This is a genomic window from Snodgrassella sp. ESL0304 (genome assembly GCF_013344995.1).
GTDB lineage: Bacteria > Pseudomonadota > Gammaproteobacteria > Burkholderiales > Neisseriaceae > Snodgrassella > Snodgrassella alvi.
On sequence record NZ_JAAEDR010000015.1, the window covers coordinates 79381 to 101494 of the forward strand.

Annotated in this window: 20 protein-coding genes and 1 other RNA gene; 6 read left to right on the forward strand and 15 right to left on the reverse strand. The window is 43.7% G+C overall.

What is annotated here, in order from left to right:
* Nucleotides 1-5 precede the first annotated feature (5 nt).
* From trpB to GYX91_RS08810, 4 genes are all read right to left on the reverse strand, one after another.
* A complete protein-coding gene (gene trpB, locus GYX91_RS08795; RefSeq protein WP_174830623.1) occupies nucleotides 6-1208 on the reverse strand; it encodes a tryptophan synthase subunit beta in 1203 nt (400 codons plus the stop codon).
* A gap of 817 nt (nucleotides 1209-2025) precedes the next feature.
* A complete protein-coding gene (locus GYX91_RS08800; protein ID WP_174830624.1) occupies nucleotides 2026-2649 on the reverse strand; it encodes a phosphoribosylanthranilate isomerase in 624 nt (207 codons plus the stop codon).
* 37 nt (nucleotides 2650-2686) lie between these two features.
* A complete protein-coding gene (gene truA, locus GYX91_RS08805) occupies nucleotides 2687-3538 on the reverse strand; it encodes a tRNA pseudouridine(38-40) synthase TruA (RefSeq protein WP_174830625.1) in 852 nt (283 codons plus the stop codon).
* A gap of 469 nt (nucleotides 3539-4007) precedes the next feature.
* The gene (locus GYX91_RS08810) at nucleotides 4008-6371 is read right to left on the reverse strand and encodes a FimV/HubP family polar landmark protein (RefSeq protein WP_174830626.1); all 2364 of its coding nucleotides are present in this window, start codon (nucleotides 6369-6371) and stop codon (nucleotides 4008-4010) included.
* Nucleotides 6372-6814: 443 nt separating this feature from the next.
* Between GYX91_RS08810 and GYX91_RS08815 the strand changes: the two genes are divergently transcribed.
* From GYX91_RS08815 to GYX91_RS08835, 5 genes are read left to right on the forward strand one after another with little or no spacing between them, the layout of a single operon-like run.
* Nucleotides 6815-7351, forward strand: a complete 537-nt coding sequence (locus GYX91_RS08815; protein ID WP_025331378.1) for a septation protein A — start codon at nucleotides 6815-6817, stop codon at nucleotides 7349-7351.
* Nucleotides 7351-7644 carry a YciI family protein gene (locus GYX91_RS08820; RefSeq protein WP_084551736.1) on the forward strand — a complete coding sequence of 98 codons (294 nt, stop codon included), beginning with the start codon at nucleotides 7351-7353 and terminating at the stop codon, nucleotides 7642-7644. Before GYX91_RS08815 ends, GYX91_RS08820 begins: the two co-directional genes overlap by 1 nt.
* The gene (locus tag GYX91_RS08825; RefSeq protein ID WP_084551735.1) at nucleotides 7637-7912 is read left to right on the forward strand and encodes a BolA family transcriptional regulator; all 276 of its coding nucleotides are present in this window, start codon (nucleotides 7637-7639) and stop codon (nucleotides 7910-7912) included. The genes GYX91_RS08820 and GYX91_RS08825 overlap by 8 nt, the downstream gene beginning before the upstream one ends.
* Nucleotides 7913-7951: 39 nt before the next feature.
* On the forward strand, nucleotides 7952-8818 hold the full coding sequence (locus tag GYX91_RS08830) for a SurA N-terminal domain-containing protein (RefSeq protein WP_084548346.1): 867 nt from the start codon (nucleotides 7952-7954) through the stop codon (nucleotides 8816-8818).
* A gap of 55 nt (nucleotides 8819-8873) precedes the next feature.
* Nucleotides 8874-9635 carry a peptidyl-prolyl cis-trans isomerase gene (locus GYX91_RS08835; protein ID WP_025331382.1) on the forward strand — a complete coding sequence of 254 codons (762 nt, stop codon included), beginning with the start codon at nucleotides 8874-8876 and terminating at the stop codon, nucleotides 9633-9635.
* Nucleotides 9636-9732: 97 nt separating this feature from the next.
* Here GYX91_RS08835 and GYX91_RS08840 read toward each other — a convergent pair whose 3' ends face one another.
* From GYX91_RS08840 to rlmD, 3 genes are all read right to left on the reverse strand, one after another.
* Complete coding sequence (locus GYX91_RS08840) at nucleotides 9733-10179, reverse strand: GNAT family N-acetyltransferase (RefSeq protein ID WP_084551733.1); 447 nt, start codon at nucleotides 10177-10179, stop codon at nucleotides 9733-9735.
* Nucleotides 10180-10493: 314 nt separating this feature from the next.
* A complete protein-coding gene (locus GYX91_RS08845; RefSeq protein ID WP_084587169.1) occupies nucleotides 10494-11069 on the reverse strand; it encodes a YceI family protein in 576 nt (191 codons plus the stop codon).
* A gap of 166 nt (nucleotides 11070-11235) precedes the next feature.
* Entirely contained in the window at nucleotides 11236-12549 is a 1314-nt protein-coding gene (gene rlmD / locus GYX91_RS08850; protein WP_174830627.1) for a 23S rRNA (uracil(1939)-C(5))-methyltransferase RlmD, read from the reverse strand.
* 116 nt (nucleotides 12550-12665) lie between these two features.
* On the opposite strand from rlmD, the gene GYX91_RS08855 reads away from it, so the two are divergent.
* Complete coding sequence (locus GYX91_RS08855; RefSeq protein ID WP_174830628.1) at nucleotides 12666-13682, forward strand: L,D-transpeptidase; 1017 nt, start codon at nucleotides 12666-12668, stop codon at nucleotides 13680-13682.
* A gap of 38 nt (nucleotides 13683-13720) precedes the next feature.
* On the opposite strand, the gene GYX91_RS08860 is transcribed toward GYX91_RS08855, so the two are convergent.
* The 8 genes from GYX91_RS08860 to acpP form a co-directional block, all read right to left on the reverse strand.
* On the reverse strand, nucleotides 13721-14041 hold the full coding sequence (locus GYX91_RS08860; protein ID WP_078475390.1) for a GIY-YIG nuclease family protein: 321 nt from the start codon (nucleotides 14039-14041) through the stop codon (nucleotides 13721-13723).
* Nucleotides 14042-14352: 311 nt separating this feature from the next.
* The gene (dnaE, locus tag GYX91_RS08865; protein WP_174830629.1) at nucleotides 14353-17799 is read right to left on the reverse strand and encodes a DNA polymerase III subunit alpha; all 3447 of its coding nucleotides are present in this window, start codon (nucleotides 17797-17799) and stop codon (nucleotides 14353-14355) included.
* A 457-nt stretch (nucleotides 17800-18256) separates the two neighbouring features.
* Nucleotides 18257-18436, reverse strand: a non-coding RNA gene (gene ssrS, locus GYX91_RS08870) — 6S RNA.
* 6 nt (nucleotides 18437-18442) lie between these two features.
* Nucleotides 18443-18745 (reverse strand): cell division protein ZapA, encoded by a 303-nt coding sequence (locus tag GYX91_RS08875; RefSeq protein WP_025331389.1) that lies wholly within the window; start codon nucleotides 18743-18745, stop codon nucleotides 18443-18445.
* The gene (locus tag GYX91_RS08880; RefSeq protein WP_037393362.1) at nucleotides 18738-19070 is read right to left on the reverse strand and encodes a hypothetical protein; all 333 of its coding nucleotides are present in this window, start codon (nucleotides 19068-19070) and stop codon (nucleotides 18738-18740) included. The genes GYX91_RS08875 and GYX91_RS08880 overlap by 8 nt, the downstream gene beginning before the upstream one ends.
* Nucleotides 19071-19162: 92 nt before the next feature.
* Nucleotides 19163-20143 (reverse strand): NAD(P)H-dependent glycerol-3-phosphate dehydrogenase, encoded by a 981-nt coding sequence (locus tag GYX91_RS08885; RefSeq protein WP_174830630.1) that lies wholly within the window; start codon nucleotides 20141-20143, stop codon nucleotides 19163-19165.
* A 326-nt stretch (nucleotides 20144-20469) separates the two neighbouring features.
* Nucleotides 20470-21717: a beta-ketoacyl-ACP synthase II gene (gene fabF / locus GYX91_RS08890; protein ID WP_037393358.1), complete on the reverse strand. Its 1248-nt coding sequence runs from the start codon at nucleotides 21715-21717 to the stop codon at nucleotides 20470-20472.
* A 95-nt stretch (nucleotides 21718-21812) separates the two neighbouring features.
* Nucleotides 21813-22052, reverse strand: coding sequence for an acyl carrier protein (gene acpP, locus GYX91_RS08895; RefSeq protein ID WP_025331393.1), 240 nt, complete (start codon nucleotides 22050-22052; stop codon nucleotides 21813-21815).
* Nucleotides 22053-22114 lie beyond the last annotated feature (62 nt).

Consider the following 22114-nt stretch of genomic DNA (forward strand, 5'->3'; position numbering starts at 1 on the left):
ATTTACTACAGACTAATTCCGTCCAGCCGGGCAACCGTATTAATATCTTTGTCCCCTCGGCCGGACAGATTCACCAGAATGACTTCATCCGAACTCATTTTCGGTGCATTGGCTACTGCCCATGCCAGCGCATGGCTGGATTCAAGTGCAGGAATAATACCTTCCTTATGACACAGCAAATGAAATGCTTCCATCGCAGCTTCATCACCCATGGCTTCGTACTCAACCCGGCCAATATCATGCAGCAGACCATGCTCCGGACCTACACCGGGATAATCCAGACCGGCGGAAACAGAATGAGTATTCATCACCTGTCCGTTTTCGTCCTGCATCAGATAACCGCGGAATCCGTGCAATACCCCCATCGGGCTGTGCGAGCTGATAGGCGCGGCATGCTGAGAACCGGATAAGCCCAGACCACCTGCCTCAACCCCTACCAGACGAGTTTCAGTCACATTAATATAAGGATAAAACAGACCAATCGCATTCGAACCGCCGCCGACACAGGCTACTGCTACATCAGGCTGACGACCGATAGCTTCTTGCATCTGCTGTATTGCTTCATTTCCGATAACACACTGAAAATCTCGCACCATTTCCGGATAAGGCATCGGACCGGCTGAGGTACCAATAATATAATAGGTATCATCCACCCGTGCCACCCACTCACGCAATGCTTCATTCATGGCATCTTTCAGCGTACATGAGCCGGAATCCACCCCAACCACCTGAGCACCAAGCAGCTTCATCCGGTAGACATTCGGTGCTTGACGGCGGATATCCTCAGTACCCATAAATACCGTACATTCCAGACCAAAACGCGCGGCTACCGTAGCAGAGGCCACACCATGCTGACCAGCACCGGTTTCAGCGATAACGCGCTTTTTACCCATTCGCTGTGCAAGTAAAGCCTGACCGATCGTATTGTTAATTTTATGTGCACCGGTATGATTTAAATCTTCCCGTTTCAGATAAATCTGTGCTCCGCCCAGATAGTCAGACAAGCGCCGTGCATAGTAAACCGGACTGGGGCGGCCTACATAATATTTTAAATCCTCATGATACTGTGCCCAGAATGCCGGATCAGCTTTCGCTGCATAATAAACCTGTTTTAATTCAGTCAAAGCTGCAATCAGTGTTTCCGATACAAACAGCCCGCCGTGCTCACCAAAAAAGCCCTGTTCGTCAGGATAGTGATAATTTTCCATATTTTTTTCCATTGAGCGACAATTTACCCGCAAAGTAAAACTATCCGGTCATATTATCACCTTTTAAATCCATTATCCCGTTATCCATACTTAATCCGGAATAAATAAAAGAGTTCTGCTTCTGTGTTAATAAAAAATCCTGATATCACCAATATAAACCCTGCTATCCAGAAAGATATCAGCATACCGCGGCAGAACAGCATAAATGCTTTGTATCAGACAATACAATATTAAAAACGAAAACCAATAAAAAATACAGGTTGTTAAATTCATAAATAAGCGCTGTTTCAAATAACAACATGAACTTGATTACATGCTTATTGATATAGCTGTCATTATTTAAAAACCCAATCTTAATAAAACCAATATCGGCTGTCTGATAATCTAGCACCAACATCAAGACATTACTTCCAATAAAAATCTGGAAAAATAGAATCACGATACAAAATTTTCTTTTATTTTTCTGTTTTAAAACAGAAAAATAAATCAGTCGTACTGGTTAGTATTATTTTTATCGGGTCTGTTATGATGATCTGTCAATAAAACGTAAAATAGCCAGTTTCAGCACCAGAATATCCACAAGTTCAATCATTTCAGCCATATTTGTTTGAGTACAAAAATAATATTCAAACAGGATGATTTCACTCTCCGGCTTTTCATCTTCAAAACCAGAACCGCACTTTCCTTATAAATATATTTTTATTGCTCAGTAATAAACTGAATAAAAATCAGACTTGCGGATATTGCTTTCAGTTCCTATGCAATAATAAATACCGCATAAAAATTCTTATTTTTTATTATAAAATCAGATTATTACTTATTCAGAAAACTGATTAACTGCCGCCATCAGAGCCCGCATTTTTTGCTCATCTTTAATTCCGGGCGATGCTTCCACACCACTGGATACATCAATAGCCATAGCTTTGCTTTGTCTGATTGCCGAAGTAATATTTTCCGGCTTCAGACCACCAGAAAGTATCCATGGAATATCTAGCCTGTCTGGCAGCATCTGCCAGTCAAAAGTCTGACCTGTACCGCCATACTGCCCGGCAACAGCTGCATCAAACAGCAAAGCACGGGCATCTGTATATGTAGCTGCTGCAGCTTCAATATCAGCTGTTTCACGTACTCTTATTGCCTTAATATACGGACGCTGAAACTGACGGCAGAATTCAGCATTTTCATCCCCGTGAAATTGCAGTACATCCAGAGGCACATGCCTCAGCACTTCCTGTACTTCAGTTGTAGCAGCATTAACAAACAACCCTACTACTGTTACAAACGGAGGTATACACTGAGCAATTGTCTGCGCCTGCTCAATAGAAACACAGCGTTTACTACCAGAAAAAAATATCAGTCCGATTGCATCTGCCCCAAGCTTGGCAGCGAGTATTGCATCTTCAGCGCGGGTCATCCCGCAAATCTTGCTTCGAATTTTCATCCACGGCCCCTTTTTAAACTTGCCCGCAATATTGGCATTAATCCAGATATGGCCACAGCCATACCGGTAAAGCAGCTGTTTCCACACCCCATTGCTGCGGATAATCAATACCGGTCAGATATAATCCGTCCGGCATAAATGTTGGCGGTGCCAGCCGCCGGTTTCTGGCTGCCAGCAATTGAGCAAAGCCGGCCACACTCAATTTACCTGCACCCACATACACCAAAGCACCAACAATATTACGTACCATATTGTGTAAAAACGCACTGCCATAAAAATCGATCGCCATTAATTCCGGGCTGCCGACAAGGTTTAGTTTATATAAAGTTTTTACCGGTGATTTAGCCTGACAGTCACTGGAGCGGAAACTGGAAAAATCATGTTCTCCCACCAGCATTGCCGCAGCTTCACGCATTAGCGCCATATTCAGCGGATAGTGAGTCCAGCCGACACGGCTACGCAGTTGCGGCATACGTACCCTGCTGGATTCAAGCATATAACGATAACGTCGCCCGAATGCGTCAAAACGGGCATGAAATTCAGCGGCTACCGGTTGTGCTTTGATAATACGAATATTTTTATCCATCGCTGTATTCGTACCGCGCAACCATGCTTCGGCACTTCGCAGCGCACTCGTATCAAAATGTACCACCTGCCCCGTTGCATGAACACCGGCATCGGTACGTCCTGCTACCACAACATTGATTTGTTCAGCAGCAATGGAACTCAAAGCATCTTCCAGAACCGACTGAATAGTATACAAACCATCCGGCTGCTTTTGCCAACCATGAAAGGCACGCCCATCATAAGCCAAAGTTAATGCCCAGCGCTGTACAGGCAAACCACCTTCATGCGTAATCACCTGATTTTCTTCTCTGTTAGCAACCATGCCTGTTTCTAATCCAAATAAATCACATCAACCACATCCATTATTATCGCATAGCCGTTAACTGCCTTCATATTTGAAACCTATATAATTACTCATAGCAAAGCAGCAATAAAAAATTGCCTGGTAATAAATCGCTTACATCATTAATAGTCCAGTCAAATCAGAATATATATTAGTTCAGAATGATTTTATCTGACGACAAAACCCGCTTCTGCGCGCCATTACGCACCACTACCCTATTTCTTAACAATTCTATTCAGCTTGTTTCATAAGCTGATACACCTTAAATGCAAACTTATAAACCGCAATAAAATCAATTAATAACTGAAATTTATATGCGTAATATATTAAAAAATACGGCAAATTTACAGCAAATAAAATAGCCGAATTCCATAAACAGAATTCGACCATTTTAGTGTTTCAGATACAGAAATTAAAGCAACTGACAATTCAACCAAAATAAGGCGAATTAGCCACCTAATTGCTGTAACAGATTTTGTGCCTCTGCCAGTATCGCGCCATTAGCTTCATCAACCAATTCACGCAACGTTTGACGAGCAGTAACTGCATCATCCATTTCCAGATACATTTTTGCCAGTTCCAGCTTTGCTTGTAATGGAATAGCCTGCTGTTCAGGAGTCAGAGGTTTATCAACCTGCTCAGGTTTGGCTGATTGTTCCAGCCAGTCCTGCCCACCATCACCGGTAGCAAATGAAGAGGTCGACCTTGTTGGTGCAGTAGTTGCATTAACAGCTGGTGCCGGTTTAGAGTTATCGTCTTCAAGCGCAAAGTCCATGGACGGAATATCAATCTCTTCCGTGTCGGCCTCAGGAACAACAATGGGTTGATTGTCGGAATCATCACTTACTCCTAGTGAATCCCAATCAATATCTGTGGAAATGGCATCATCTTCTGCTGCAAATGCATGCTGATCATGCGGAGCCAAAGTCTGCTCAATAGAGGAATGCACTTCTTCAAGGGCAGAAGTATCCTGTTTAGATTCATCATCAAATTTAAAGTCTTCATCCCACTGCAAATCAGCCAGAGAATTTAATGAGTCATCTTCTGCTGCTGCCGGTTTAGACTGTTGTTCGGGCTGAACCGCATCCAAATCAGAGCTAAAGGATATATCTGACGGTTGTAAATCATTACTGTCTGATGATGCGTTATCCTGTAACACAAAATCCTGATGTGCTTCAGCCTGAGATTCATCCGGGTGTTGCTCTTCCGCAACTACCCATTCAAAATCCGTATTGTCTGCCACCTCTTGCTGAGGTTCTGTAACAGCCGGTTGTTCATGCGAAGTCAGAACTTCGGGCTGTTCAGTTGCATCAATCTGATCCAGCCATGATAAATCGTCATTACTATCCAGCTCAGCAGATGACGGTGCAGCCGTATCTGCGCTAGTTGCAGGTGTATTATCAGTGAAATTGAAATTCAGCCAGTCAGTATCGTCTTCTTCCTGCTTGGCTTCTGTTACTTTTTTATCAGGTACCTGTGATACAGGCTCTGAATGTACTTCCTTAGCAGGAGCAGATTTATTATCTGCCTGAGCCGGTTTATCCGATGCAGCGGCATCATTCAGCCACGACCAATCGTCGTCATCTGCAGCAGCATTGGCTGTAGTCGTTACTGCTGTAGCAGCCGCAGCTGTTTTAGCTGTAGTAGCTGGTACAGATGTAGACTGACTGACTACAGAAGGTTCAGTCTCAAATACCACATCATCATCTTCATCATCAGAAGAATAATCTTCATCATACTCAGTACTGTATTCTATGCTGTTGCGTTTTCTGCTTCGTTGCCAGAGTAAGGCAGCAATCAACAGAACACCGGCCAAACCGGCCAGAGCATATGGCCACCATGAAGGCAGCATGGATTCTTCAGCCGGTTCTTCTGCAGGCTGAACAGGTTGTGTATTAACTTTAGGCTGTACAGGTACTGCCTTCACCACAGATGCCGCACTTGCAGCCGGAGCTGAAGCCTGTGCAACTTCTGAAGCCTGAATAGTGGCTGAAGCCTGAGCAGGAACTGAAGACGCTGCTGATGTTTCTGCTTTAACAGTGTTTTCTTTAGTTTGAGCTTCCGACGCAGCCGTATCTCTGGTATTAGCGGCTACTTTGGGATTGTCTTTTTCTTTTGTTACCGCCGGTGTTGTATTTTGTGTCACTTCCGGTTTTACAGCTGTTTTAAGTGGTACTTTGGATAATTTTTTCAGCTGTGAAGTAGAAGGAATATTCAGACTAATATTGCGATACATCAAATCAGGATTACCGTTACGAAAAGCATTCGGGTTAGCAACCTGTATAGCATGCATGGTCTGCTCTAAACTCAGTCCCTGCGGCCGTACCTTACGCGCAACATCCATCAAGGTTTCATTATTATCGACATTATATTTCACTACCGCATTTTCGGAAGCAAGGCCGTTTTGCAGTGCGACAGTAGCTCGTGCTGCAGATTTTTCTCTTGCAGAACGCACTGGTGCAGAATGTACAGATTTAGGATGTTTGCCGGTTGCTTTATTTTTTCCAGCCGAATGATGGCGTTCAGGTGGATCCAGCAACGCAGTATACTGCCGCCCCTGACTACCGGCAGCAAGACTGAAAGTCAGCATCGGATCATGCACAGGTTTACTGGAGCGCAAATGAATTACGGCATTTTGTCCTTGTGCTGTTACACGCACCTGTAACGGAGCTCCGGAAACAGCAGGTCGCCCGTGCAATGCTGCTTTGGCTTCATCACCAGTTACCACAATACTACCTGAGAACGGCTCTCCCAGCGCCGAATTAACCTGTAAGCTACCCAGACCTGCCCATGCAGGTGCACTGGCCAACATACATAAAGACAGTGCGATGATCTTTAAATTATTTGCGTTTTTCAATCCCGTACCCTCACCGGTAATGCACCAATGCCGTCAAGCGTGTGCCTATTCATTATGAAAATTTCTACAAGTATACTTAAATAAATGCAATTGGCGTTTAACTTTCACTAAACCTGTTTTTATATTATCTCACGCTATAATAGCTTTTGCGACACTTTAATGCCAAGTTACCTGTACCTGATTTGCTTTCTAACTGTATTTATCTGTGGACATTTTCATACGAACCACACTCAGGAAGGCCTGAAACCAATATACAACAACTGATACAACAACTGTTAAATTTTGTTTAATACCTTGCTTTAACACGTGCCAAGTGTAAAAACTCAGGGTATCATGGCGTATATCTGTCACCTTTAATTTAACCCGTAACCGGAAAATAAAGATATTCAGTCCTGATAATGAAAGCTGCATTTGAATTTTTGGTAGTCATTCTTTTCTTTGCTACCTATGCCTTAACTAAAAATATTATTCTTGCCACCGAAGTAGCCGTCGCAGCAGGTATTATTCAGGCTGTGTGGTGCCTGTTTAAATACCGGCGCCTGCAAACAATGCAGTGGGTTAGTCTGTTACTGGTCGTCATACTGGGCGGAGCGACTATAATTTTAAAAAATGCGCACTTCATTATGTGGAAGCCGACCGTCCTGTTCTGGGTTATGTCCGCCGGTCTGATGATTTCACATTTGTGTGGTAAAAATGTACTGAAAAGTACCATTGGCAAAGAAATAAATATGCCTGAACCTGCATGGCGTAAACTTACTTATATCTGGGTAGTATTTCTGCTGGCACTGGGTTCGCTTAATCTCTGGGTGGCTTATACCTTTACAGAAGCACAATGGGTTAATTTCAAACTCTTTGGCAGTACCACCATATTATTTTTATTTCTTATTGGACAAGCAGTATATATTAGTCAGTATACTAAAAAGGATGAGTTGTAATGCTGTTTATGCTAATGGCCACTGATGCCGATAACAGTCACGAAGCGCGTATGCAAGCACGGCCAAAACATTTGGCGCGTTTAGAAGAACTAAAGGCACAAAACCGTTTGGTTCTGGCAGGTCCCAATCCCCTCCCGGATGACGACAGCCATTTTTCTGGCAGTCTGATTGTTGCTGAATTTGATTCTCTGGACGAAGCGCAAGCATGGGCCGAACAGGATCCTTACGTTGATGCCGGAGTATTTGAAGAAATTCTCATCCGCCCTTTTAAAAAAATTCTGCCAAATGACTGATATTCAGACTATTATTCAAACACGTCTGCAAATACTGGCTCCGCAGCAACTGGAACTAACCGATGACAGTCATTTACATGCAGGACATAAAGGTCACGGTGGTGGCGGACATTACAGCCTGCTGATTGTCAGCGATGCTTTTATCGGTTTATCACGTTTAGCCCGACAGCGTAAGATCCATCAATTACTTGAAGATTTATTCAGAACAAATACCATTCATGCTTTAAGCATCAGGGCATGCACAAACATTGAATATTTAACCAGATAATAATTTACTTTATCTACTTAAACTAAAAGAGAGTGAACCATGAAAAAACAATTTATTGCTGCTGCCATTATGTTTGGATTAACCGGTATTGCTGCTGCCCAGACAGTAGTCACTGTTAACGGAACCAAAATTGACAGCAAAGAAGTCGATAACCAGGTAGCCATACTGGTACAGGAAAGCCAGAATCAGATTCAGGATTCCCCTGAATTGCGTAAAAATATTACCAACCGCCTGATTACCCGAATTTTGCTGATTCAGGCTGCAAAAAACCAGAATCTGGATAAAGATCCTGAATACTTGAAAGCTTTAAGTCAGGCTGAAGCGGAAGCCAAACGTCTGGGCGATGATAAAAAACCGGGTTTCAAAGAAGAATGGTCTTTCTTTAAAGACAATTTGCTGACTCAGGCCTATCTGGCCAACGTGGCAAAAAACAATCCGGTAAAACCTCAGGATGTAAGTAACGCATATAACGACATGGTCAAATATTACAGCGGCACACAGGAAGTACAATTAGGTGAAATCATTACCCGTGATGCTGATACTGCAAATAAGGCCATTGCTCAGTTAAAAGCGAATAAAAACTTTAGCACTGTAGCTAAAGAATACACTATTGATCCTGCCGGTCGCGAAAACGGAGGCATTCCTAAAGGTTACGTTGCCATTAAAGATTTACAGGAAAGTGCCACTCCGGTTTATAACGCCATTAAAGACCTGAAAAAAGGTCAGTACACTGCCACACCAGTACAGGGTAACAGCAATATATATGCTGTATTCTATGTAAACGATAAGCGCAATGTTAAACTGCCGAGTCAGAAAGAAATGACACCTGTTCTGTCACGCCGTCTGCAAAGCGCTTTAATAGCACAGGCAATTGATCAGCTTTATAAAAATGCAACAATCAAATAATAATTTAACTCTGGTTTGATTGACTAATCAGAAGATAAAATAAGGAATACTCAACATGAAAAAAAGCATTCCTTGGCTGGCCGGGCTGAGTATCATGGCGGCCGGGCTCGCTTTTGCTGATGCGCCCAAAATTGACAGCCAGCGTATTAACGTTATGCTGAAACAGATTGAGCGTCAGATGCAGACTCAGCCAGATGCTCCGGCACCGGATAAGGCAGAAATTCAGAAAGAAATCACCTTGCGCCTGCAATCAGCTGAAATATTAAAAGCTGAAGCTATTAAGGCCGGGCTCGATAAACAACCTGATACTCAGGCTGCATGGCAAAATGTACAGGCACAATTTTATGCTGCCCAGTATGTGGATTATCTGGCTGCCAAAACTGAAATCAACGACAGTGATTTGCGCCGGCAATATGAACAAGTGAGTCAGGAAATCAATTTACTGCCAATTGTTTTTCCAAGCAAAGAAGCGGCTGAAGAAGGCTTAACTAAACTGAAAAAAGGTTTGGCTTACGAAACCCTGTATAAACAGGTTAATCCGGAGGCTCCTGCCAGCAACTGGATGAACCCGCAACAGTTGCCGCCTGAATTTGCTCAGTTAGCTTCTCAGCTGAAAAATGGTCAGATCTCACCTAATGTCATCAACATTGATGGTCATTTTTTTCTGCTGAAAGTAGCCGGTATGCGTCAGGCTCCTAACGCACCTGCATTTAATCAGATTAAAGAGCAGTTGCGTGAACAGGCCAAACAGCAAAAGGTACAGGAACAAATTAATCAGCTTTTACAAAAAAATGGTATTAGTCTGAATGATCAATAAGTTTTGCTGAAAAATAAAACCGGTACAATCGTACCGGTTTTTTCTATTGCCAGAATATTAATCACAGCGATAAACAAGTTCTGATAACCGACTCTGTTCAGCCCGTTGTTTTTTTTGGCTGATACAGCATTTGTACGTAAGGGATTCCATTAGAAATATAGGGCGTTCCCTGTATCTGAAAATCATGCCGCTGATAAAATTTAAGTACTCGCCGGTCAGCCTCAATTTTAACCGGATATTCAGCATAATGATTTTTTGCGTAATGCAGAATAAGCTTAACCAGCTGATCACCCAATCCGGTACCGCGTACCGTTGGATGTATCACAAACCGTCCAAAGGTAAAGTGAACACCAGTCAGAAACATTCGTGCATATGCCAGTATCTGCCCGTCCCGCTGATAATAAACATGTTTAGCCTGCAAATCCCAATCATCCAGCTCAGGATAAATACGTTGTTGTTCTACTATGAAAGTATCGATACGCAAGCGAGCAATATGAAAAAAATCGTGTGATGAAATTTCATTAAATTTTTTGATACACCACATAACGATTTCCACCTTTTACATTAAGAACGAATATCTGATTATTCACACCATAACCCTAATCATAATATTAACAGAGTACCAATATCAAATCTTTGAATCAACATTTCAGCTTTACACCTGTTTCTAGCTTAAAATCCGCTCTGTGATCTAATATTGTTTTCAATAAAAGCAACCCTTTTAATCAAAATGCGCTCGGTTAAGTATTACAATCCGGTATATTAAATACCTAACCGGCTAAAAACTGAGTATTGTGCAAAGCACAAACGGATTATCTGCTATTAAAACAGATAATCCGTGTAAATTACCCAGTTAGTTTACTGTCTGGCTGCTTCAATCTGAATATTAATTTTAACATACCGGCTGGCTGGTATGGCCGTCAGATATTCATCGATCCCCCATTGTGAGCGATCAATAATAGCCTCAAAATCACCGCCGCATACCTGAGACTGAGTCATAGGGCTTTTATAACAATTAAATTTAGTTGCCCGTAATGTCACAGGATGAGTTCGTCCAACCATAGTCAGCTGGCCACGTAATGCTCTGACCTTGCCTTGCTTATCAAAAATCCAGTCCTGTGAAGAAAAACGCAGATTCGGATACTTTGCCGCATTAAAAAAAGCTTCGCTTTGCAGGTGTTTCGTGAACTCACTGCGGCCAGTATCCAGAGTACTAAGCGGGATAGTTATATCTACAGAACCAGTTTTCGCACCAGCATCATATTGAAGTTCACCATTAAGATTATAAAAACCACCCACATTACTGGAGGTTGCAAAGTGATCAAGTGTAAAACGGGCATTGGCATGCAAAGGATCGATTTTATAATTTGCAGCTACAGCCGGCACGGTTATTCCCAGCAACGCTGCCATCAAAATACTGGCCAATTTATTCATGAAGAAACACCTCTAAACATTAGTCTGACAGCAACAATATTAACGTGAATAACCAGATAACAACATCTCGAAGAGTAAAAATATTATTTCTTATCATGAAATAATTACAGGATATTCATCTACTTTTAACTAAACAGATAATTTTACCTGTTTCATTATTATTGTTTTACCAGTCAAATACAGCGATCGACTCCACATGTGCTGTTTGCGCAAACAGATTCATAATACCGCCGGCGCGATAACGGTAACCGCGCTTAACGAGTAAACCTGCGTCTCGTGCCAGAGTAGCCGGATCGCAGGAAATATAAACTATCCGGCGTGGTAACAGCCGCTCTTCAATTTCATTTAAAGACTGTATTAATGCCTGAGCACCTGCACGTGGCGGATCAAGCAACCATTTATGCGCATAACCCAGCTCACGCAGACGCTGCGTACTCATAGCAAAAAGATCAGCCTGCTGAAAACGTACAAGTTTGGCCAAACCATTATGCCTGGCATTACGCACAGCACGTTGACACATGGCTGCAACACCCTCAATACCCAGCACCTCTGCCTGCATCCGTGCAATCGGTAAACTAAAATTCCCTAAACCACAAAACCAGTCAATAATCCGCTCGCCGGCACATGGCTGCAACCATTGCATTGCCCGCTGTACCATAAGCGCATTAGTCACATGATTAACCTGAGTAAAATCTTCAGGCTGATATGGAATCTCAATTTGATATTCAGGCAGACGATAAGCAAGAACCGAAGTCGCAGATGAAGATATTAAAGTGGTTTTATTACCTTTTTGTAACCAGCACTGCCACACATAACCGCTTTGCTGCTGTAACTGTTGCAGCAGACCATCAATCTGCATACGCTTGGCCTGATTTAACTCATCAGCCTGTATAGTGAGTGCAATAGCATCATTACCCTGATGCAGCATAATGCCCTTAACCGTATTTGCAGACCAGTTTTGTAAAAACAGCTTAATTGGTTTTAAAGCTTTCGACATTACCTCAGGTAATACCAGACAATAATCAATATCTATAATTGCATGGCTTTGTCTGGCCTGAAAACCCAGCTTTAACCGGCCTTTATCATAGACTGCACGTAATCGCACTCGTTGGCGATAATGCCATGCTAAGCCATAAACAGGCGGCATCAATTCATCAGGCAGAACCTTACCCAGACGCCGCATCTGACTTAGCCATGCACGCTGTTTTAGTGCCACCTGAGCAGTAAACTCGATATGCTGGCTGTTACAACCGCCACAATGAGCATAATATTCACAAGGCGGTTGTACACGAGCATTAGCCGGCATCAGTATTCGGCTAATCCTACCTTCAGTATAGGATTTTTTTATCCGCACCGGCTGCCATTCTACTAATTCACCTGGTAATGCCTCATCAATAAATACCGCCTTACCGTCTACCCGGGCAACGCCGCGCCCTTCCTGATTCCAGTCTGTAATTTGTGCTGTAAATCGTTGTTCCAAGCTATAACCTCAAGCCAGAAATGAACTTAAATAAATTTAATTGTATTTAATTTCTCACATTACAGACAAATTACGTTATGATTATATCCATATTGCCATACTGGATTTTAAGAATAATGTTAAAACCAATACTTTATGCAGTGGCCACTACCCTTATCTCCACTGGTGTATATGCTGCCATTCCCATGCCTGACTACGCAGTACCCAGTCAGGGACAGCAAGTTATCCTGAATGTTCCGCAACTGCGGTTATTTCTGTTTCAGGACGGAAAATTAATTAAAACTTATCCGATAACTGTAGGTAAAGCCAGCACACAAACACCGCTGGGTGAATACAAAATTGGTGCCAAAGTATCTAATCCTACATGGAGTGTCCCGCGCAGTATTCAAAAAGAAATGGCGGCAAGCGGTAAAGCCGTACAAAAATCTGTACCACCCGGCCCGAATAACCCGCTTGGTCCCGTATTTGTCCGTCTCGGTGAACCGCGGCTGGGGCTTGGCATTCATGGTACCAATGTACCCAGCAGCGTACCTGGTGTACGCAGTCATGGCTGTGTGCGTTTACGCAGCCCGAATGCACTGGATTTTGCCGCAACAGTACAAAGCGGTGCTGATGCTGCCGTCATTTACCAGCAGGTATCAGTTAACACAGATGAACAAAATGATATCTGGATTGCCGTTTATCGCGATCCTTATAATAAACGAAACCTGAACAGAAAGCTCTTAAACCAGAGTATCAGTTCATGGGCAGAACAGCATCAGCTTCGGGTTGACCAGCAACGTTTAAACAATGCTCTGGGCAAACCGGCCAATACTTTGATTTGTCTTACCTGCAGTACGGGCAAAACCAAAGTTAGCGGCAATCTGAGCTCACTACAGTGGACAAGCGGTAAAGGTGAAACTGTAGAATTCAAAAACGTTAATTCAGACAATATCAATTCTAAACAGGAAATCACACCGGAAGGCAGTAGTATTGAAGTAGATGAGGACACGGACGAAACACCTAAGCAACAAAATATTACTCCGTTACATCCAACCACCACACCTGCAAAAAAACAACCCACATCAGTAAAGAAGGTTCCAATTACTACCACTCCTGCCTCATCCGATGAGGGTTTTGATTCTCTGATGTAACATCGGACTAGCAGTTTAACTGATATATAAACTCAGTTTTAAGGAAGATAATTTTCCAGCAATTGCCATAAAACTGCCTTGTCTGAAGATTTAAGCCGCTTCAGCCGATATTCACATCGTGCTGCAGCGGCTTTAGTAATGTTCCGGCAAATCAGACGCATCTCAAGTGGCGGATACATGCGTGTATATCTTGCCCCCTTACCCGCATAATGCGCCTGCCAGCGCTTTAACGGCCGATTAGTTATCCCGCAATAAAATGTATCATTAGCACAGTATAAAAAATAGACAGCCCAATCAGCATCTGTCTGAGGTAAGGGTGGTAATGCATTCAGAACAGATGCAGACAAAATCAGCTTCATAGTTCAGTATAAACCGCAATCCCGGACTGATTGAAATTCAGTTATTCCAAACTCCGGTAAAAATTATGATATACAGCGTGTTAATAATAAACACACTTAATTCACAGCAATAAAATAATATGATTTTAAGCAAAAACCGATAATTTCAAATTTTACAGATACTGAATACAGGCCGAACACCTGGCCGCACTTCGCCGATGTTCTTAAACATTTACCAATAACACATAAAATTTAAAATAATTATCTTTATCATACATTCAGACAAGAGGGTACATATCGTACATAAATACGCTCAATTTTTAGGTTTACACTCAGAAACTCACCTGTACTGCCTCATCGCCAAGCAAGGTATACAGTTCATCAAATAAGGTAGCCTCAGGTTTGATAAGCCAGTTTCTATCCGCTCGCAATTCACCATATGCCTGCTGATGTCGGCAGCAAAATTTCAGTGGCACATGAGCCTGCTGTTCACGGTATGGTTCCAGTAATCTGGCCAATTGTCCGACAGGAGTATCCGCAGTAATGTGTAAATGCAGACTGCGTGCATAGCGGGCGCTGGCTTGTGCCAGCGTGAATGCATCATCAGCAGTGATACGTAATCCGTCACCGCCATTGTATTCATCAACAGCAACCTTACATTCCATAATCAATACCTGATCTGCTTTCAGGCTGGCTCCGTATTCTTCCAGCGCCTGCCCCGCTACTACAACTTCCTGTTTAGCGGTACCATCCTCAAGCTGCACCACAGCAAATTTGCCGCGTTTTCCCATAATATAGCGGACACCGGTAACAAAACCGGCTACTTTCTGCTTATTATTAGATGGTTTCAGTGTTGCCAGTTTGCTGCTAACCAGTGCACGTACTTTATCAGCATATGGTTCAAACGGATGGCCGGAAAAATAAAAACCCATTGCCTGCTTCTCTTCGGCCAGCTTTACTGCCAGTGGCCATGGTGCCACCTTTTCCATTTGTAAAGGCTCTATAGCATCTTCAACCATATCGAACAGCCCGCCCTGATTCGCATTGGCAGCTACCTGCTCAGCATTCTCCATCGCCAGACCGATATTGGCCAGTAACTGAGCCCGATTCGGATTCAATTCATCAAAAGCACCGGCGCGCACCAAAGCCTCAATCGTACGACGATTCAGATGCTGGCGATCTACTCGCTGACAAAAATCGAATAAATCTGTAAATGCGCCACCTGTTTCGCGCGCACGTACAATAGCCTCTACAGCACCTTCGCCCGTTCCCTTAATTGCTCCAAGTGCATAACGAATCTGCTTTTTATTATTCGGGGTAAACCGGTAAAAGGATTCATTAATACTCGGTGGCAGGAAAGTAATCCCGTTTTCAATACCATCATCAACAAAAATTTTCAGCTGATCTGTATTAGTCAATTCACTGGACATCGTACCGGCCAGATATTCAGCCAGATAATGGCATTTGAGCCATGCAGTCTGATAAGACACCAGAGCATAAGCCGCAGCATGCGATTTATTGAAACCATAGCCGGCAAACTTTTCCATATAATTGAAAATTTCATTGGCCGTTTGCTTATCTATGCCTTTTTCAGCGGCACCAGCCTCAAAAATGGCGCGATGCTTCACCATTTCCTCAACTTTTTTCTTACCCATAGCACGACGCAGCAAATCGGCACCACCCAGTGTATAGCCGCCGCAAACCTGTGCTGCCTGCATTACCTGTTCCTGATAAACCATCACCCCGTAAGTAGAATTTAATACCGGTTCAAGATTGGGATGCAGATACTCTACTTTTTCCTCACCATGCATACGCCGGATAAAATCCGGAATCAGATCCATCGGCCCCGGACGATACAGAGCCACAAACGCAATAATTTCTTCAAATTTGGTCGGACGTGCTGTCACCAGCATCTTTTTCATACCTACCGACTCAAACTGGAATACTGCTGTTGTATTACCTTTAGCAAAAATACTGGCATACGTCTCTGCATCGTCCAGCGGAATATGATTGACATCAACCTTCTGACCAGTGGTTTCCAGAATAAATTTTTGCGTCATTTCGATGATGGTTAAATTGCGCAGTCCGAGAAAGTCGAATTTCACCAAACCAATCTGCTCAACATCATCTTTATCAAACATCGAAACCGGAGACGCATCATCACCGCTAGCCTGATAAATCGGGCAAAAATCGGCAATTTTTCCCGGAGCCATCAGCACACCGCCTGCATGCATACCCAGACCGCGCGTCAGATCTTCCAGTTTCAGCGCCAGCGTCATTAGCTCTTCAGCTTCTTCTTCCTGCAATAGTTGCCGGATTTGCGGTTCTGCTTCCATTGCTTTTGTCAGACTGAGTGGTTTATTTGTTTCAACCGGTATCAGTTTGGACAAACGGTCACACAAACCAAACGGTAAATCCAGCACACGCCCGACATCACGTACCACAGATTTCGACGACATCGTACCGAAAGTAACAATCTGACTAACCGCAGGCACACCATATTTATGGCGTACATACTGAATAACCCGACCACGGTTTTCCTGACAAAAATCGATATCGAAGTCTGGCATTGATACCCGTTCCGGGTTCAGAAAACGTTCGAACAGCAGGTTATAACGCAACGGATCCAAATCAGTAATTTTCAATGAATACGCCACTAGCGAACCGGCACCGGAACCACGTCCCGGACCTACCGGACAGCCATTCTGCTTAGCCCAGTTAATAAAGTCCTGCACAATCAGAAAATAACCGGGAAACTGCATTTGAATAATAATTCCCAGCTCATAATCCAGTCTCTGCTGATATTCCGGCATTTTCTGTGCCCGCTCAGTTTCATCCGGATACAGAAATACCATGCGCTCACGCAATCCTTCATTACTCAGCTGAACCAGCAGATCATCCAGCGTCATCCCTTCCGGTGTCGGAAAAAGCGGCAAATAGTTTTTCCCCAGTGTCAGCGTCAGATTACAGCGTTGAGCTATAGCCACCGTATTGGATAAAGCTTCAGGTATGTCGGCAAAACGTGCCGCCATTTCTTCAGGCGTAACAAAATACTGACTGGGCACAAAATCATGCGGACGGCGTTTATCAGTCAGTACATATCCGCTGGCAATACAAACCCGTGCTTCATGTGCCTGAAAATCATCAGTATCCATAAACTGTACCGGATGGGTTGCCACCACGGCTATCTGATGCTCAGCCGCCAGCGCCACACTACCGGCTACCACTGCCTCCCATTCCGGCCGCTCAGGCAAACGCTGCACTTCGAGATAAAAACCATCACCAAACCATTGCCGGTATTTAATTAAAGCTTGTGCAGCCTGCTCAGGTTTCTGTGACAGTAAAGCCTGACCAATTTCACCATACTGTGCTCCGGATAAACAGATTAAGCCAGTATTGTCTCCTTCTGCCAGCCACTGCTGACGTACTATTGCCTGATGCGGATTGCGGTCTTCACCCACATAAGCATTTGTCAGTAACTCATTCAGACGTAAATAACCTGCATGATTTTTGACCACAAGCATCAGGCGAAAAGGCTTGTCCGGCTGTTCCGGATTCTCCAGACGCACATCTACCGCCATAATCGGCTTGATTCCCGCATTACGGCATGCCTTATAAAATTTCACCATGCCAAATACATTCATCAGGTCGCTGATACCTAATGCAGGTATTCCCAAAGTACTGGCGCGTTTAACTGCCTCTTTTATCCGTACAATACCGTCTTCAATAGAAAATTCGGTATGCAGACGCAATGGAACATAGGAAAAATTTTTGGACATAGTACTTTTCATACCAGAACAATTATTATCTGGTTTATCCGAAATAAAAAGAGAGAAAACCGGCCGGCTGAACTTTCAGCTTTCTGAGCAATATACTGAAAATTACAAATAACAGCATCCAGTGTGTCGGCCAGTGCACAAGCACATTATTACCGCGTTAATTTTACCTGATTTGTTCAAGTGAACAGCAATAATCTGGGTTAAAAACTGGCTAGTTGATTATTCAGCAGCAGTAAAGCGGGTAGTAATATAAATATACAGACCAAAAAGCATTAATTCATACTTCTACAGTTGAAAGAAATATATCCGGCCACCAAACTACCCATAAAACCTTTGTCATTTAACTGAGCCGCCAGAACTTGGAAATTCAGCAAGTGCTACGCAGCTAACCGATACATACGGCAAATCGGCTAATGAAAACAGGCTGCCTGAATCATCAGACAGCCTGTTTATGAAAGTTTCCCCCGCAGGTGCCGGTTTGGACGCCATCCGCTTGAACCTTGAGGACAAGGCTGGCAGTATCGAATGGCTTCGGGTTCATTCACAGGGAATGCTCACGCCCACCATTACCCAACCGCCAAAAAAGCGAATTATTGGTTCAAAGGAATATATGTCCTTACGAACACCGCAGGGGAAGAAAACTTTATTTTACCACAAGTGTGAGTGTACTTTCACACAACTGTATCATATCCTGCATTTTACGCTCATAATCGCCAATTGCCAAATTTCCGTGCACGGTCAGTTTGAGCAGATCGTGAGCCAGATTGAGCGCAGCCATAATTACAATTTTATCTGTTTCAACAATTCTTCCGGAACTCTGAATAGCAGTAATTTTTTCATTCAGCATTTTTACTGCCTGCATCAACGTTTCGTGTTCACTTCTGGGCGTGCCTATATTAAAAGGACGACCAAGAATTTCCACACGAACCTGTTGAATTTCATCCATTTAAATCCTCCTGCATTTGAGGTAGCCGTTGCAGCAGCCGCAGCAGCTCATCACTGGATGCTTTCACTACCGAAGTAGTGCGGTTCTTTTCAGCAATCAGCCCGTCAATAGTAGTTTGCATGCTTTCCTGTAAATGAAATTTTTCCTTTTCATGCTGACTACGTATCCGTTCACGTTCTAACTGAAAATCTTCATTTTGTTTGTGTAACTGTTCTTTTGCAGTTGCCAGCTGCTGAGTCAGCTGATGTTTTTCTGCCAAAAGAGAATTGAATTGTATTACCAGCCGCTTAACACTATCTTCCAGTTGTTCTAATTGATTTTCCATTCCCTACCCGCTTCCGTCCTTAATTAATGCAGCATGAATTACCTGATTTCTCAGTACTGCTAATCCGGTTTTTTCGTTATAACAAATAATTATTATTCCGCTTTAGGCGCTCTTTCCATCAGAATTTCTGCCATTGCCTGTACCTCAGTACGACCATGAAACAGCTGTTTCAGGATATTGGCAATCGGCATATCAACCCCCAGTGAATCCGCCTGCCTGCAAACCTCTTCTACAGTATATACACCTTCGGCGACATGTCCAAGTTCAGTTAATGCTTCAGGCAGTGATTTACCCTCTGCCAGCAATAAACCTACCCGGCGATTACGCGACAGTGATCCCGTACAGGTAAGAATCAAATCCCCCATACCGGACAAACCCATTAACGTTGTAGCCTGACCACCCAGAGCATGATTCAGGCGCGATATTTCTGCCATACCCCGTGTCATTAATGCCACTCTGGCATTAATCCCGTAGTGCAGACCGTCAGCAATCCCCGTTGCAATAGCCATGACATTCTTTACTGCCCCGCCTACTGCCGCCCCGATCACATCAGCATTCGCATATAAGCGCAGAACAGTATTATTCAGCGTAGCCGCCAGAGACTGAATCCAGGCAAAATTTTCCGATGCCAGCGTAACAGCACAAGGTAACTGCTGAGCCAGTTCCTGTGCAAAACTTGGTCCGGACAGCACACCGATGCAGTTATTATTCTCCGGCATAACCTCTGCCAGTACCTGTTGCGGTAACAAGCCGGTTTGCTGCTCAAATCCTTTACAGGCTGCAATAACAGGTACTTCACCCATACCGGCCTCAACCAGCTTCCGGGCACTTTCCCGCAAAGCAGATACCGGTGTGGCAATAATGATTAAATCTGCCGGCGCAAACGCATCAACAACAGAAAGGTTTTCTGGCAGAACAAAATCAGGCAGATACCGTTTGTTTACCCTCTCCTGCTGTAATTGCTGCACATGCCGGATATTGTGTGTCCATAACCAGACCTTGTGTGCATGCAGAGAAAAGTGAATGGCAAGAGCCGTTCCCCACGCTCCTGCACCCAGCACACCAATATTCATGTCAAATATTCCCTTTAACAAACTATCAGCAAATAACTGCCCTGTTTCTCAATACTTTCAGAAGCCAGATAACTTACAAATACGGCATTTCATTCATTACCGGCACAAACAGCTTTAACGAAACATATTGTATCCAAAAACTCAGACTCAGGTTGCCTGAAATACCGTACCAAATTAGCAGAATACAGCTGATTCACATTATGCACCAGTCTGCAAAGAACGCTTCGGGCATTAATCTGCTCAATTCAATCATAGCTGCATGAATAGAAAAACACAGGCTGCCTGTTGTCAGACAACCTGTGCTCATAAAATACATTTAAAAATGATTAATCCTCAAAGCGTTTAAACGCCAGTGAACCATTCGTACCACCAAAACCAAACGAATTGGAAATAGCTGCACGAATCGGCAAATCACGCGCCTCATTGGCGCAATAATCCAGATCACATCCCGCTTCAGTATCCTGTTCAAAGATATTGATTGTTGGCGGAGATTTTTGGGTATGAATAGCCATTACTGTATATACCGCTTCCACACCGCCGGCACCGCCCAGCAGATGGCCGGTCATGGATTTAGTTGAATTCACAACCAGTTTTTTAGCATGCTCACCCAAAGCCAGTTTTAATGCATTGGTTTCATTTACATCACCCAGCGGGGTCGATGTACCGTGAGCATTCACATAATCAATATCTTCAGGGTTTAAACCACCGTCTTTCAGAGCACGTGTCACACCCAGTGCCGGCCCCTCAGTATTGGGCGCAGTAATATGATATGCATCTGAACTCATACCAAAACCCACCAGTTCAGCATAGATTCTGGCACCGCGTTTACGTGCATGCTCATACTCTTCCAGCACCATTACCCCGGCACCTTCACCCATCACAAAGCCGTCACGCTGTTTGTCCCATGGTCTGGATGCTGTAGCCGGATCATCATTGCGGGTTGATAATGCTTTCATTGCAGCAAAACCACCTACACCCAGCTCACAAATAGCCGCCTCTGCCCCGCCGGCTATCATAATATCTGCATCACCATACTTAATCAGACGTGCTGAATCACCAATACTGTGCGCACCGGTGGTACAGGCTGAAACCATGCCATAGCTCGGTCCCTGATAGCCTTTAAGAATAGTAACATGACCGGAAATCAGATTAATCAGAGAACTGGGAATGAAAAACGGATTAATTTTACGTGCCCCATGTTCCACAACAGTCCGTGCCGTTGCTTCAATCGCAGGTAATCCACCGATACCGGCACCGATATTCACCCCTACCCGGGTTTTATCCAGCCCCGGTATGTCATCCAGTCCGGCATCTGCAATTGCCTGCATCGCAGCAGCTACACCAAAATGAATAAACGAATCCATTCTGCGTGCTTCTTTTGCGCTGATGTACTGAGTTACATCAAAATTCTTAACTTCACCGGCAATCTGGCAAACTAAAGACGAAGCATCAAAATGGGTAATAGTGCCAATGCCGCTTTTACCTGCAAGTAGATTTTGCCATGCTGTGGTTACATCATTACCCACAGGAGATACCTGACCCAGGCCGGTAATGACTACTCTTTTTTTACTCATAATTTTGCTCGTAAGAAAAAAACCTCTACCGAATCAGACGAAAAGTGCGCCTTATTTCGACAGAGGAATTTGAATTTGACCAACACTACACGGAATTAATTCAAGTGAGCGCCAACAAAGTCGATAGCTTGTTGTACGGTAGTAATTTTTTCAGCTTCTTCGTCCGGAATTTCGCAACCAAAAGCTTCTTCCAGAGCCATTACCAATTCAACGGTGTCCAGTGAGTCAGCACCCAGATCTTCCTGGAAAGAAGATTCATTTTTTACTTCAGCTTCACTCACGCCTAATTGTTCTGCAACAATCTTTTTCACACGTTGTTCGATATTATTATCCATTGACTGATCTTTCTTTTCTTTGCCCGGCAGTAAGTGCGGACAGGGTTAATTGAATAAATCAA

Excerpts from the sequence above, each read along its gene's own strand:
- trpB (WP_174830623.1), bottom strand. The coding sequence starts at position 1,208 with ATGGAAAATTATCACTATCCTGACGAACAGGGCTTTTTTGGTGAGCAC.
- GYX91_RS08800 (WP_174830624.1), bottom strand. The coding sequence starts at position 2,649 with ATGAAAATTCGAAGCAAGATTTGCGGGATGACCCGCGCTGAAGATGCA.
- truA (WP_174830625.1), bottom strand. The coding sequence starts at position 3,538 with ATGGTTGCTAACAGAGAAGAAAATCAGGTGATTACGCATGAAGGTGGT.
- GYX91_RS08810 (WP_174830626.1), bottom strand. The coding sequence starts at position 6,371 with ATGTTGGCCAGTGCACCTGCATGGGCAGGTCTGGGTAGCTTACAGGTT.
- GYX91_RS08815 (WP_025331378.1), top strand. The coding sequence starts at position 6,815 with ATGAAAGCTGCATTTGAATTTTTGGTAGTCATTCTTTTCTTTGCTACC.
- GYX91_RS08820 (WP_084551736.1), top strand. The coding sequence starts at position 7,351 with ATGCTGTTTATGCTAATGGCCACTGATGCCGATAACAGTCACGAAGCG.
- GYX91_RS08825 (WP_084551735.1), top strand. The coding sequence starts at position 7,637 with ATGACTGATATTCAGACTATTATTCAAACACGTCTGCAAATACTGGCT.
- GYX91_RS08830 (WP_084548346.1), top strand. The coding sequence starts at position 7,952 with ATGAAAAAACAATTTATTGCTGCTGCCATTATGTTTGGATTAACCGGT.
- GYX91_RS08835 (WP_025331382.1), top strand. The coding sequence starts at position 8,874 with ATGAAAAAAAGCATTCCTTGGCTGGCCGGGCTGAGTATCATGGCGGCC.
- GYX91_RS08840 (WP_084551733.1), bottom strand. The coding sequence starts at position 10,179 with ATGTGGTGTATCAAAAAATTTAATGAAATTTCATCACACGATTTTTTT.
- GYX91_RS08845 (WP_084587169.1), bottom strand. The coding sequence starts at position 11,069 with ATGAATAAATTGGCCAGTATTTTGATGGCAGCGTTGCTGGGAATAACC.
- GYX91_RS08855 (WP_174830628.1), top strand. The coding sequence starts at position 12,666 with ATGTTAAAACCAATACTTTATGCAGTGGCCACTACCCTTATCTCCACT.
- GYX91_RS08860 (WP_078475390.1), bottom strand. The coding sequence starts at position 14,041 with ATGAAGCTGATTTTGTCTGCATCTGTTCTGAATGCATTACCACCCTTA.
- dnaE (WP_174830629.1), bottom strand. The coding sequence starts at position 17,799 with ATGTCCAAAAATTTTTCCTATGTTCCATTGCGTCTGCATACCGAATTT.
- GYX91_RS08875 (WP_025331389.1), bottom strand. The coding sequence starts at position 18,745 with ATGGATGAAATTCAACAGGTTCGTGTGGAAATTCTTGGTCGTCCTTTT.
- GYX91_RS08880 (WP_037393362.1), bottom strand. The coding sequence starts at position 19,070 with ATGGAAAATCAATTAGAACAACTGGAAGATAGTGTTAAGCGGCTGGTA.
- GYX91_RS08885 (WP_174830630.1), bottom strand. The coding sequence starts at position 20,143 with ATGAATATTGGTGTGCTGGGTGCAGGAGCGTGGGGAACGGCTCTTGCC.
- fabF (WP_037393358.1), bottom strand. The coding sequence starts at position 21,717 with ATGAGTAAAAAAAGAGTAGTCATTACCGGCCTGGGTCAGGTATCTCCT.
- acpP (WP_025331393.1), bottom strand. The coding sequence starts at position 22,052 with ATGGATAATAATATCGAACAACGTGTGAAAAAGATTGTTGCAGAACAA.